Origin of the sequence: Pseudoalteromonas sp. 120-MNA-CIBAN-0494 (assembly GCF_040308885.1) — a bacterium.
GTDB classification, from domain to species: Bacteria; Pseudomonadota; Gammaproteobacteria; order Enterobacterales; family Alteromonadaceae; genus Pseudoalteromonas; species Pseudoalteromonas nigrifaciens.
This window is the reverse complement of the sequence record NZ_JBEOOE010000024.1, coordinates 14,347-27,631: the sequence shown is the minus strand read 5'-3', so window position 1 is coordinate 27,631 and position 13,285 is coordinate 14,347. Positions and strand designations below refer to the sequence as shown.

Below are 13,285 nucleotides of genomic sequence, written 5' to 3'. Positions count from 1 at the left end.
ATGTCAGCACAAAACTTATTAGTAGAAATTGGCACCGAAGAGTTGCCACCAAAAGCGCTGCGTAAATTAGCAGAAGCATTTGCTGCAAACTTAACTGCAGAACTAGAGACATTAGAATTAGCGCATCAAGGCGTAAGCTGGTATGCATCACCACGTCGTTTAGGCCTTCGCGTAATAGCGCTTGATGCAAAACAACAAGATAAAGAAGTAGAAAAACGCGGCCCAGCAATTAAGGCAGCGTTTGATGCAGACGGCAATCCTACTAAAGCTGCAATGGGTTGGGCACGTGGTTGTGGTATTGAAGTAAAAGATGCGCAAACACTTGAAACCGACAAAGGCGCGTGGTTGCTGCACCTTGCTAAAGTAGCAGGGCAAGAAACTAAAACGCTGATGGTTGACGTTATTAATAAAGCGCTGGCTAAATTACCTATTCCTAAGCCAATGCGTTGGGGCGCGAATAAAACACAATTTATTCGTCCAGTGCATACGGTAACTATTTTATTGGGTGATGAGTTAGTAACAGGTGAAGTGCTGGGTAAGCAGGTAAGTAATCAGCTTCAAGGACATCGCTTTCATCATCCTGAAAAAATTACCATTAACCATGCTGATGATATTTTTGATGTTTTAAAATCAGCCTACGTTATTGCCGATTACGAGCAGCGTAAAGCGCAAATTCGAGCGCAAATAGAAGCTGCAGCAAAAGCAATAAATGCGGTTGTAGCCATGGATGAAGATTTACTTGAAGAAGTAACATCACTGGTAGAATGGCCAGTAACATTAACGGCTACATTTGAAGAAGAGTTTTTGGCAGTACCGGCCGAAGCGCTTATTTACACGATGAAAGACGATCAAAAATACTTTCCGCTTTTAGATCAAAACGGCAAACTTTTAAATAAGTTTTTGTTTGTGTCTAACATAGAAAGTAAAGATCCTAGCGTAGTGATTTCGGGTAACGAAAAAGTAGTGCGTCCTCGATTAGCCGATGCGCAATTCTTTTTTGAAAGCGATAAAAAGAAAACACTAGAAAGCCGTTTAGAATCTCTCGATAGCGTATTGTTCCAAAAACAGTTAGGTACACTTAAAGACAAGTCTGCGCGTATTAGCGAGCTTGCCGGTTATATTGCCCAGCAACTTGGTGCAGATAAAGAGCTAGCACAACGTGCTGGTTTATTGAGTAAAACTGACTTAATGACCGAAATGGTGATGGAATTTACCGACATCCAAGGTGTTATGGGAATGCATTACGCACGTTTTGACGGCGAAGCTGAAGATGTAGCACTAGCGCAGAATGAGCAATATATGCCACGCTTTGCAGGCGACAGCTTACCTACCAACTTAATTAGTTGCGCAGTAGCGATTGCCGATAAGTTTGATACCTTAGTGGGTATCTTTGGCATAGGCCAAGCGCCAAAAGGCGACAAAGACCCGTTTGCTTTACGCCGTGCTGCTATTGGCGCATTGCGCATCATGGTAGAAAAAGAGCTACCGCTTGATATTTTAGACCTAGTTGCTAAATCGCAAACCTTGTTTGGCGATAAGCTAACTAATCTTAATGTATCAACCGATGTGTTTGAGTTTATGCTAGGGCGTTTCCGTGCTTGGTATCAAGACGAAGGAATAGAAGTAGATGTGATTCAAGCTGTGCTTGCACGTCGTCCGACTAAACCTGTTGATTTTGATCGCCGTGTTAAAGCCGTAAGCCATTTTCGCACATTAGACGCAGCAGAAGCGCTTGCAGCCGCTAATAAGCGCGTAAGTAATATACTTGCTAAAAATGACATTACCAGCGAAGGTAATGTAGATGAAAGTTTACTAACCGACGACGCTGAAAAAGTACTTGCGGCACAAGTAGCAAAATTTGCTACTGAACTTGCACCACTTTACGCCAGTGGTAATTACCAAGAAGCATTAAGCCAATTGGCTGGTATTCGTCAAAGTGTTGATAGCTTTTTTGATAACGTGATGGTTATGGCCGACGACGAAGCAGTTAAGCAAAATCGTCTGGCGCTTTTAAGTCAGTTAAGCGGATTGTTTTTAGGTATTGCAGACATTTCTGTACTACAAAAATAACATTATTCGATAATGTAAAAAGCCAGCGTTTTGCTGGCTTTTTAGTTTTAATTTTGGTGTATTATTAACCTGCATATATAAAGTAAGGATCTCGAATGAAAAGCCCAATAAAACGTATTTTAACCTTAGCACTTGTTAGTTTTTTAACTGCTTGTTCTACGCAAATAACGCTTGATGATGTATTGCCACAACAAAAATTAGATCGTACCGTGTATTTAAGGGGCGACTTTACCTTATGGGATGCAGAGCCACAGTACCAATTTACCCAAGTAGCGCGATCGCTGTATCAAGCAGAAGTTAAATTTTCAACGCCTGGTAAAGTATACGAATTTAAAATTGCCGATGCCGACTTTAGTGAAGGTTACAACTGTGGCTACAGCGATACTCAGCCAGCAGGGCAAAAACTAACACTAGGCCAACCTGCAGTTGCCGACTGTAATACTATTTATAATTACTTTAGCTATACGCCCGCAATAAAAGGCACCTACATAGTAAGTATTGATTACAGTAATTACGACAAGCCACAAGTGACGATAACGAAGAAATAGCTGTCAGCTTTTAGTTGCCCGAGTGAGCTTAAAGATTTATGACAAGGACGTTAATATGAAATTGAACCTTTGGATTAAGGGGTGAGGCATTGAATAATTATATAGAGTACTGCTATCTAGAAAATGATAAGCCTAGCTATGAACGAATTAAGTTAACTGAATCCGACTTATCTGAGTGCATAAATAAATATAGAGTATTCTCACGAAAACTTGAGATAGAAAATTTATTTGACGTTTTGATAGAGGAGTTTAAAACATTCAAATCATTGCTTACTATGGCTCAACTTTCACAAGAGTTTTCACATTTCTCTGAGGTACATGCTTATATAGAAAATCAAAAAGCCCGTACTAAATTAAATATCTCCTATCTAAGTATTTTGAATACTGGAAAATTAGTTTTAGATCGGTTGTACAATAAACGTGATAATTTTTCGATAATTAATGATATTGATCAATCTTTATTACCTGAACTATTAATAGAAAGATAGAGGATCTTTAAAGAGAATCAGTATTATGTTCTATGCTGTAATTTGAGAAATTTATGCCAACATAAAATGTTGCCAGTAAATAGGCTAACTTTAAAATATCCATCTAAAAGTACATATGGAAACGGCGTAATAACAAAATTTCAGATTCCACTCGTATTATCGGCAATGGAAGAGGCAGAAAGGATAAAGTTGTTAAGGGGACTAAACTCTGCATTTATAGATGAGCTCTTAAAGTCTGATTTAGTTGACCTCAATAGAGCGATAGATGGTTATTTTGAAGGAATTTTTGATTTAATGATTAAATTACGCACCCTGGTAAATAAATCAGTTACTGAGACTGAAGATTATTTTAGTAAGTTACTTGATCAAAATATAAACTTAAACATGAAGCGACTCTTGGGGCCGCCAGCATTAGTAGTTAACAATGAAAAGGAATTTCACTTGGATTTTGAGTGGTTCCGAGTCGCTCACTATTTAGAAGAAAAAAATAATTTATATTTTAAGAGTGCAAACTTAATCAGAACACAATACATTGAAGCACCTAGCAGCACCTAGCAGCACCTAGTCCTACAACCCTTTCTTCACTACATAGCGATACGGTGCTTGTTCGGCATCTTTGGCCACCAGCGTGTGATCCATAAAGGTACAAAAGCTGGGAATGTCACGCGTGGTTGATGGGTCGTCGGCAATGATTAATAACGTTTCACCATCATTCATTTTACGAATAGCAGCGCGTACCATCATCACTGGCTCTGGGCAGCGAAGGCCTATGGCATCTAATTGGTGATCGGGGTTATTAAAGCTCATAATAAATTTGCCTGTTTAGTTAAAGCGATTGCTGCACATTAGGGTTTTACATTTTATAAGTTGTAGAGTTTAGCGCAATTTAAAGCGTTATTTAACTATTTTACTCATATCTAAATTACACACCTTATTTAATCAAAGGGTTTAATCAATAGAGCGTGGCAATAACAGATAATACACCCGATCACAGTATTCCAGTTTTTCAATATAACCATATAAAATAACTAAAAATAAACCAATAAAAAAGGCGAACTGCATAAAATCAGTTCGCCTTTTTAATCACCAAGATGGTTTTACATGTTTAAACTAATTAGTCTTGAACACGTTCAAATACAGTGGCAATGCCTTGGCCTAAACCAATACACATAGTTGCTAAACCGTATCGTACATTTTTGTCTTCCATTAAGTGAATAAGCGATGTGCTAATACGCGAACCCGAACAGCCTAGTGGGTGTCCAAGTGCGATTGCGCCGCCGTTTAAATTCACTTTTTCGTCAACTACATCCATTAACCCTAAATCTTTCATTACAGGTAATGATTGTGCTGCAAAGGCTTCGTTAAGCTCAACTACGCCTAAGTCATCAATTGTAATACCGGCTTGTGCAAGTGCTTTTTTGCTTGCTGGTACTGGGCCGTAACCCATGATTGATGGATCGCAACCCGCTACTGCCATTGCTTTAATGCGTGCGCGAATTGGTAAGCCAAGTTCTTTTGCTTTTGCTTCGCTCATTACTAACATTGCAGATGCGCCGTCAGAAAGTGCAGAAGAAGTTCCGGCTGTTACCGTACCCGATGCAGGATTAAACACTGGGCGCAGCTTTGACAGGCCTTCTACCGTTGTTTCTGGACGAATTACTTCGTCGTCTTCAACTAAGATAAGAGAACCATCTGCTGCGTGACCTTCCATTGCTAAAATTTCGCGGCGAAAACGTCCCTCAACAGTTGCAGCTTGAGCACGTTGATGTGAGCGGTACGCAAATTCATCTTGCTGCTCACGGCTAATACCATGCAGTGTTGCTAGGTATTCAGCTGTTAAGCCCATAGAGCCAGCAGCTTGCGCAATGCTTGTTGCTAAACCTGGGTGAAAGTCGTTACCGTGAGTCATAGGTACGTGGCCCATGTGCTCAACACCACCAATTAGGTAAGTGTCGCCAGCGCCAGTCATTATTGCGCGTGCTGCGTCATGCAATGCTTGCATTGACGAGCCACATAAACGGTTAACTGTTACTGCTGGTACGCTATGTGGAATACCGGCAAGTAATGCAGCGTTACGTGCAACGTTAAAGCCTTGCTCTAATGTTTGCTGTACACAACCCCAATAAATATCGTCAATTGATGCTGGATCAACTGCTGGGTTGCGATCGAGTAAGCCTTTCATTAAATGTGCGCTTAAGTCTTCGGCACGTTTATTTTTGAATACGCCACCTTTAGAACGACCCATAGGTGTGCGGATACAATCTACAATTACTGGATTATTCATGATATTAACCTTCCACCTTATAGAAAACACGACCTTCTTCGGCCCATTGACGAGTTTGCTCTGATACTTGATAAATCGCACCTAAGTGAGCATATTTGTCGGCAGTTGCCACAAAGTTAGCTAAACCGGTTTGATCTAAGTAACGGAACGCGCCGCCTCTAAATGGAGGGAAACCAACACCGTAAACAAGTGCCATATCAGCTTCTTGTGGTGATGCAACAATGCCTTCTTGTAAACAAAGTAGCACTTCGTTAAGCATTGGGATCATACAACGGTCAATGATTTCTTGTTTATCGAATGCTTTTTCTGCTTCAGTAATTGGCTTAAGTAGCTCAATTGCAGTTTCGTCATGCGATTTTTTAAGACGACCGCGACGATCTGTTTCGTACTTATAAAAACCAGCTTTGTTCTTTTGGCCAAAACGCTTTTCGTTAGCAAAAATAGTCACTGGGTCTTTATCTGCACGCGCCATGCGCTCAGGGAAGCCATCGGCCATTACGCCAGTACAATGAAAAGCGGTATCAATACCTACAACATCAAGTAAGTAAGCCGGACCCATAGGCCAGCCAAATACGTTTTCCATTACTTTATCTACTTTTGCAAAGTTAGCACCTTCAACTACTAATTTGCTAAAACCTGCAAAGTAAGGGAATAAAACACGGTTTACAAAAAAGCCAGGGCAATCGTTAACAACAATAGGAGACTTGCCTAATTTAAGCGCGTAATCAACTACGGCGTTAATGGTTTTATCAGAGGTTTTTGCACCACGGATAATTTCTACTAACGGCATTTTCGGTACTGGGTTAAAAAAGTGCATACCACAGAAGTTTTCTGGTTTATCTAACGCTTCTGCAAGTAAATCAATACAAATAGTTGAAGTGTTTGAGGTAAGTACCGTGCCCTCTGGCATGGTTTTCTCAAGCTCTGCAAGTACTGCTTGCTTAACTTTAGGGTTCTCTACTACGGCTTCAACAATAATATCGGCACTTTGTAGATCAGAATCATTAAGGGTCGGTTTAATTTTGCTTAGCGTACCAAGCATTTTTTCCATCGACATATGGCCACGTTTAACTTTTTGGCCAAGTAACTTAGAGGCTTCGCCCATACCTAAGTCAAGTGCATCCTGTTGGATATCTTTCATTATAATAGGTGTACCTTTATAAGCAGACTGGTATGCAATACCGCCGCCCATAATGCCAGCACCTAACACTGCAGCTTGTTTAATTTCTACATCGCTTTGTTTAGCAAGTTTACGTGATTTACCTTTAATGTACTGGTCGGCTAGAAATATACCAATTTGCGCGGCAACTTCTGGCGTGCCTGCTAATTTAGCAAAGTTGGCATTTTCGATTGCCATTGCTTCATCACGAGTACAGTTAGCAGCTGCTTTAATGGTTTTTACAGCCATTACAGGTGCAGGATAGTGGCCTTTAGTTTTAGCCATTACCATGCCTTCAGCCATTGCAAAGCTCATGCCTTGCTCAACACGGTTTAATTTAAGTGGTTGTAGCTTTACATTGCGTTTTGCTTGCCAATCGAGCTTGCCAGCAATTGCTAATTCAAGTGTTGATACACTTGACTCTATAAGTTTGTCAGCACTAACTACTGCGTCAAAAGCACCTACTTTAAGGGCATCTGCTGCGCGGTTAGTAGAACCTGAGGTAATCCACATCATGGCGTTATCGGCACCAATAATGCGCGGTAAGCGTACTGTGCCACCAAAACCAGGCATTATGCCAAGGGTTACTTCTGGAAGACCCATTTGTGCAGTTTCGCTTGCTACACGATAATCGGTAGCAAGTACCCACTCACAGCCACCGCCAAGTGCTAAGCCATTTACAGCGCTTAGAGTTGGGAATGGTAAGTCTTCGATAGCGTCAAAAACGTCAGTGGCTTCTTTTATCCAAGTTACTAGTTCTGCTTCAGATCTAGTAAATATAGGTAAAAATTCGAATACGTCGGCACCAATAATAAAGTGTTCTTTATCACTGGTAAAAATCATGCCTTTTATATCAGTATTTGCAGCTAATTGTTTTAATGCTGTTGCGCAATCTGAAAGGGTTTGCTGAGATAGTGTGTTTACAGAACCTGTAGCACAAAACTTAAACTCGGCGATGTTTTCCTTTATGAAGCTAACTTCAAAGGAATCGCTTTTATATAACATTATTATTCTCCCTAGTTGACGAACTAAGACTGGTACGATGAGTTGCGATTTAATCAGTGTGCTTGCTTTGAATTAAAAATGCAACGAAAAATTTAACTTGGTTACAAAACAGTTGGTTAAAATATAGCTTGTTTGGTGCTATGGTGGAACAAAAGTTTTTGCTTATTATTTTAATTTTATTATGAAGGCATTATGAAAAAATATTTATTAAATGCTATGGCAGCGGTTTTTATTTTCCCTCTTCACTGCGTTGAGGCAAACATCGATAACGATGCATTTTTAGACGCTGAAAAAAAAGTTCGCTATGGTGATTACCAAGACTTTAAAATGGCTATAAGTAATCTTGATCATCCATTAAAGCCTTATGTTGAAAAAGTATATTGGCAACGACATCCAGATATAAAACACCAAGCAGAAATAGAGGATTACCTCACTATTTATCAGCATACGCCGCTAGAGTGGCCAGTGCGTAAAGCATGGTTAAGCTATTTAGAAAAGCATAATAAAAAAGCAGCGTATATTCGCAATTACCGTAAAACCTCTGATACTGAACTGACTTGTACATATTTAGATTATCAACTTGATTTAGGTGCGCCAGAAAAAGCGATATTTAACCAAGTAACTGATTTATGGACGGTAGGCAAGTCGCAACCTAAAGCGTGCGATGGGCTTTTTTCGTTATGGCGTAAAAAAGGCTATATGAGTAAAGAGGCTGTTTGGCAGCGGGTGACTATGGCGGCAGAAGGCGGTACTCAAAGCCTATTACCTTATTTAAAAACATTACTACCCAGTAATGAAGGTTACTTAGCTGATTTATACTTAAAAGTACGCCGCGATCCAAGTGCTGCAGCCGGATTATACAGATACAAAAATAAGTCGGTTAAAGAAGGGCAAATTGCTCTTTATGGTGTAAAGCGTTTAATTTGGCGCGATAAAGAGCTTGCTTTAAAAGCATGGGAAAAGCTAGAGCAAATATTTACTTACAGCGATGCAGCTAAAGCAGATGTGTATTATACCTTTGCACTGTCGCTTGCTTCCAGCGGACATAAACAAGCAAGCTTTTGGCTAAACAAAGTGCCAAAAGATCGCCAAGACAGCAAACTAATTCAGTGGCAACTCGGTAATATGCTTAAAACCCAAGACTGGGAGGGTATTGCAGCCTTTTTTACTGGTAAAGATAACTTAAGTCTTGGCCAGCAATACTGGTTAGCGTACAGCTACGCAAAACGTGGTGAGCAACAAAAAGCAGACGCTATTTGGAAAACAGTAGCAGCTAATCGCGATTATTATGGTTTTTTAGCCGCGGCACGATTAGGGTTACCGGTTGATTTAAATAACCAACCTTTAGTTGTTGATCAGGCGCTTGTTAATAAAGTAAAAAATGCCCCGGGCTACAAGCGTGCAAAAGCTTTTTATGAGCTTGAGCGCTTTACCTCGGCACGTCGCGAATGGAATTACCTAACAAACACCTCGAGTGACGAAGAAAAGTTAGCTGCTTCAATACTCTCCACAGAGCTGGGTTGGCATGACAGCACTATTTTTACACTGGCAAAAATAAAAGCGTGGGATAACGTAGAGCAGCGTTTTCCGTTTGCGTTTCAAGATGTATTTGAGCGCTACAGTAAGCGCAGTAAAATAGACGTGGCGTGGAGTATTGCCATTGCGCGCCGTGAAAGCTCATTTGCCCCCGATGCACGTTCATCAGCAAATGCGCGAGGGTTAATGCAGTTATTGCCCAGTACTGCCGATTACGTAAATAAAGGCAGTGTGTCGAGCCGCCGCTTATATCAACCACAAACAAATATAAGATTAGGTACGCGCTATTTGCAGTATTTAAAAAAGAAAAACCACGGCAATGAAATATTGGCAACGGCTTCATATAACGCAGGGTATCATCGTATTAAACGCTGGTTACCAGATGAAGCTATTCCAGCAGAGCTATGGATTGAATTGATCCCGTATAGAGAAACTCGCGATTATGTTAAAAACGTATTTGCCTACAGGCAGGTTTATCATACGCGTTTACACCGCGAGGGAAATATACTGGCGCCGCTACTCGAAATGAAAATGGGCGGATAATTAATAAAGGTAAGGGGATGCTAATAAGGTTAGATGTTCCCCTTATTTTGAGCGCTTTGGGTATGGATTATGTGTGTGGTAGACTCAAAGCAAGTTAAATACAACAGATGGGTTTATTATGGATAAATTAGCCGTTTTATACGCCGAACATATTGCAACACTGCAACAACGTACTCGTACAATTTGTGAACGTGAAGGGTTAGAGGGATTAGTTATTCACTCGGGCCAAGCTAAGCGTCAGTTTTTAGATGATATGTATTATCCATTTAAAGTTAATCCACACTTTAAAGCTTGGTTACCAGTACTAGACAATCCACATTGCTGGATTGTGGTAAATGGTAGCGACAAGCCTAAACTTATTTTTTATCGTCCGGTTGATTTTTGGCATAAAGTGCCAGATGAGCCGCGCGATTTTTGGGCTGAGTATTTTGACATTGAATTGTTATTACAGCCCGATCAGGTTGAAAAGCTATTGCCCTACGACAAAGCTAACTACGCTTATGTGGGCGAATACTTAGAAGTAGCACAAGCACTAGGCTTTAGTGTTATGAATCCTGAGCCGGTACTAAATTACTTTCATTACCACCGCGCTTATAAAACCCAATATGAGCTTGAATGTTTACGTAACGCCAACCGTATTGCAGTAGATGGCCACAAAGCTGCCCGCGATACCTTTTTTAATGGTGGCAGTGAGTTTGATATTCAGCAAGCTTACTTAATGGCAACTCGCCAAAGTGAAAACGAAATGCCTTATGGCAACATTGTGGCGCTAAACGAAAACTGCGCCATTTTGCACTACACGCACTTTGAGGCAAAAGCACCGCAGCAACACAACTCATTTTTAATAGATGCAGGCGCTAATTTTAATGGCTATGCGGCAGATATTACCCGTACGTATGACTTTAAAAAACAAGGCGAATTTGCAGAGCTAGTGCAAGCAATGACTGCAGCGCAAATAGAGTTAGGTACGGGGTTAAAACCCGGCATGCTTTATGGTGATTTACATGTTGAGTGTCACAATAGAGTTGCACAAATACTTAGCGACTTTGATATTGTTAAGCTACCGGCTGAGGAAATAGTTGAACGTAAAATTACCTCTACCTTCTTCCCACATGGTTTAGGGCATCACCTAGGTTTACAAGTGCACGACATGGGTGGTTTTATGGCTGATGAAATGGGCGCACAACAAGCAGCTCCAGAGGGACATCCATTTTTGCGTTGTACTCGCATAATTGAAAAAAACCAAGTGTTTACTATTGAGCCTGGGCTATACTTTATCGACTCTTTGCTAGGCGATTTAGCACAAACCGATAATAAACAGTTTATTAATTGGCAAAAGGTAGAGTCGTTTAAGCCTTATGGTGGTATTCGTATTGAAGATAACATCATAGTACACGAAGATAGCCTTGAGAATATGACACGAAATTTAGCGCTAGATTAATCACGCGTTAGACTAGCTGTATTATAAAGAGGGGCCTGTTGGCCCCATTTTTTGGTTTATAACTTGGTTCATCAACGAATGTCAGAATATAAATACCCAGCAGCAGATGTTTTTCATCAAGAAGAGATTAAAAAAAGCACCTTTATTGTGCATATTGCACATACCCCAGATTTAAGTTCAGCTAAAGCGTTTATAAAAAGTATTGAAACTAAGTATGCCGATGCACGGCATAATTGCTGGGCTCACGTAGCGGGTAAACCAGGAGGAAGCCATGTGTATGGGTTTTCAGATGATGGTGAGCCAAATGGCACCGCCGGTAAACCCATGTTAAATGTGCTTATGGGCTCAGGGCTTGGTGAAGTTACCGCTGTGGTTACGCGTTATTTTGGTGGTATAAAGCTAGGTACAGGCGGTTTAGTACGTGCTTATGGAGGCACATTAAATAATGCATTAGCTAACTTATCAACGATAAATAAAGTGCCAAGTATTGAGCTAATTGGTAGTAGTGAATACAGTATGCAAGGCGTTATTGAGCAACTATTAAAAACGAAGTATCAAGTGCTTAACATCGATAAGCAATTTACTGCTAATATTGAATGGGTTATTACTATTGATAGCCGCCAAGCGACGCAAGCAATTCAAGATATTTTTGATTTAAGCCACGGCGCGGTTGAGTTAACCATTAAAGAGTAAGACAATATCTTACTCGTTAAACTTACTAATAATAAAAGCGATACGCTAAATGCAATTTCGTACCATTATAAAAATCCTTGGGCAACTTGTTGCACTGTTTAGTATTACCATGGTGCCTCCGGCAATCGTGTCTTTAATTTATAAAGACGGTGGTGGTGTTCCTTTTGTTTTGGCTTTTATTTTTAGTGTCACTATTGGCTTAATGGCTTATTACCCTAACCGCCACGAAGATGGAGATTTAAAAGCGCGGGAAGGGTTTTTAATTGTTGTGTTATTTTGGTTGGTACTTGGCGCGTTTGCATCCTTACCGCTGATATTTTTACAAGAGCCAAACCTATCACTGGCTGATGCGGTATTTGAAGCGTTTTCGGGGTTAACCACCACCGGAGCAACGGTACTAACCGGTATAGAGTACTTGCCTAAATCGGTATTATTTTATCGCCAACAACTACAGTGGTTTGGCGGTATGGGGATCATTGTATTGGCGGTTGCTATTTTACCTATGCTAGGGGTTGGTGGTATGCAGCTATATCGCGCCGAAATACCAGGGCCAGTAAAAGACTCTAAAATGACCCCGCGAATTGCCGACACCGCAAAGCACCTTTGGTATATATATGTGTCAATTACACTTGCGTGTACCTTGGCATATTGGATTGCAGGCATGGATTGGTTTGACGCAATAAGCCATGCGTTCTCAACGGTCGCCATTGGTGGGTTTTCTACTTATGATGCCTCTATGGGGCATTTTGATAGCCCAGTAATTAACTTTATTTGTGTGTTCTTTTTAATTATTGCAGCCATTAACTTTTCACTGCATTACGCTGCGGTAGCAAGTAGAAATATCAGTGTTTATATTCGCGACCCTGAGTTTAAAGTGTTTTTATGTATTCAGTTAGCGCTGGTGGTGATTTGCTTTACCGTGCTTTCGTCTCATGAAGTGTATGCCAATGGCGATGAAACACTCGACCAAGCGCTATTTCATGCTGTTTCAATTAGCAGTACGGCAGGATTTGCCACCGATAACTTTTCGGCTTGGCCATTATTTTTACCAATACTGCTTATATTTTCGAGCTTTATAGGTGGCTGTGCGGGCTCTACCGGTGGCGGTATGAAAGTGGTGCGCGTATTCTTACTATACTTACAAGGCGTGCGAGAGCTTAATAGGCTAGTGCATCCTCGGGCTATATATTCTATCAAGTTAGGCAGCAAAGCGTTGCCAGACAAAGTAGTAGAAGCTGTATGGGGGTTTTTCTCAGCGTACGCATTGGTGTTTATAATTATTATGCTAGCGCTGATGGGAACCGGTATGGATAACATTACAGCATTTTCTGCTACTGCAGCGTGTTTAAATAACCTTGGCCCGGGCTTAGGAGATGTTGCATCGCACTATGGGTCTATTAGTGATGGTGCTAAATGGTTGCTTACTATTGCTATGGTATTTGGCCGTTTAGAAATATTTACTTTATTAGTGCTGTTTACGCCTACATTTTGGCGCGGATAATTTAATTGTTAGTTTAT

Annotated in this window: 11 protein-coding genes; 8 read left to right on the top strand and 3 right to left on the bottom strand. The window is 40.7% G+C overall.

The window, feature by feature from the left end; genetic code table 11:
• The 4 genes from glyS (at position 1) to AAEY55_RS13445 (ending at position 3,661) form a co-directional block, all read left to right on the top strand.
• A complete protein-coding gene (glyS, locus tag AAEY55_RS13460; RefSeq protein WP_011326738.1) occupies positions 1–2,070 on the top strand; it encodes a glycine--tRNA ligase subunit beta in 2,070 nt (689 codons plus the stop codon).
• A gap of 95 nt (positions 2,071–2,165) precedes the next feature.
• Entirely contained in the window at positions 2,166–2,618 is a 453-nt protein-coding gene (locus AAEY55_RS13455; protein WP_011326739.1) for a hypothetical protein, read from the top strand.
• Between the two features lie 89 nt (positions 2,619–2,707).
• Positions 2,708–3,106, top strand: a complete 399-nt coding sequence (locus AAEY55_RS13450) for a hypothetical protein (protein ID WP_350551771.1) — start codon at positions 2,708–2,710, stop codon at positions 3,104–3,106.
• Between the two features lie 66 nt (positions 3,107–3,172).
• Entirely contained in the window at positions 3,173–3,661 is a 489-nt protein-coding gene (locus AAEY55_RS13445; protein ID WP_350551768.1) for a hypothetical protein, read from the top strand.
• Between the two features lie 12 nt (positions 3,662–3,673).
• On the opposite strand, the gene tusA is transcribed toward AAEY55_RS13445, so the two are convergent.
• The 3 genes from tusA to fadB form a co-directional block, all read right to left on the bottom strand.
• Positions 3,674–3,913: a sulfurtransferase TusA gene (tusA, locus tag AAEY55_RS13440; protein WP_011326741.1), complete on the bottom strand. Its 240-nt coding sequence runs from the start codon at positions 3,911–3,913 to the stop codon at positions 3,674–3,676.
• Between the two features lie 307 nt (positions 3,914–4,220).
• Positions 4,221–5,390 carry an acetyl-CoA C-acyltransferase FadA gene (gene fadA / locus AAEY55_RS13435; protein WP_011326742.1) on the bottom strand — a complete coding sequence of 390 codons (1,170 nt, stop codon included), beginning with the start codon at positions 5,388–5,390 and terminating at the stop codon, positions 4,221–4,223.
• A gap of 4 nt (positions 5,391–5,394) precedes the next feature.
• Positions 5,395–7,554, bottom strand: coding sequence for a fatty acid oxidation complex subunit alpha FadB (gene fadB / locus AAEY55_RS13430; protein ID WP_193038878.1), 2,160 nt, complete (start codon positions 7,552–7,554; stop codon positions 5,395–5,397).
• 192 nt (positions 7,555–7,746) lie between these two features.
• Between fadB and AAEY55_RS13425 the strand changes: the two genes are divergently transcribed.
• The 4 genes from AAEY55_RS13425 (at position 7,747) to AAEY55_RS13410 (ending at position 13,268) form a co-directional block, all read left to right on the top strand.
• On the top strand, positions 7,747–9,633 hold the full coding sequence (locus tag AAEY55_RS13425; protein ID WP_011326744.1) for a transglycosylase SLT domain-containing protein: 1,887 nt from the start codon (positions 7,747–7,749) through the stop codon (positions 9,631–9,633).
• Positions 9,634–9,751: 118 nt separating this feature from the next.
• Positions 9,752–11,074 carry a Xaa-Pro dipeptidase gene (gene pepQ / locus AAEY55_RS13420; protein WP_011326745.1) on the top strand — a complete coding sequence of 441 codons (1,323 nt, stop codon included), beginning with the start codon at positions 9,752–9,754 and terminating at the stop codon, positions 11,072–11,074.
• Positions 11,075–11,152: 78 nt separating this feature from the next.
• Positions 11,153–11,767, top strand: coding sequence for a YigZ family protein (locus tag AAEY55_RS13415; RefSeq protein WP_179807564.1), 615 nt, complete (start codon positions 11,153–11,155; stop codon positions 11,765–11,767).
• 49 nt (positions 11,768–11,816) lie between these two features.
• The gene (locus AAEY55_RS13410) at positions 11,817–13,268 is read left to right on the top strand and encodes a TrkH family potassium uptake protein (protein ID WP_011326747.1); all 1,452 of its coding nucleotides are present in this window, start codon (positions 11,817–11,819) and stop codon (positions 13,266–13,268) included.
• The last annotated feature ends 17 nt before the right edge of the window (positions 13,269–13,285 follow it).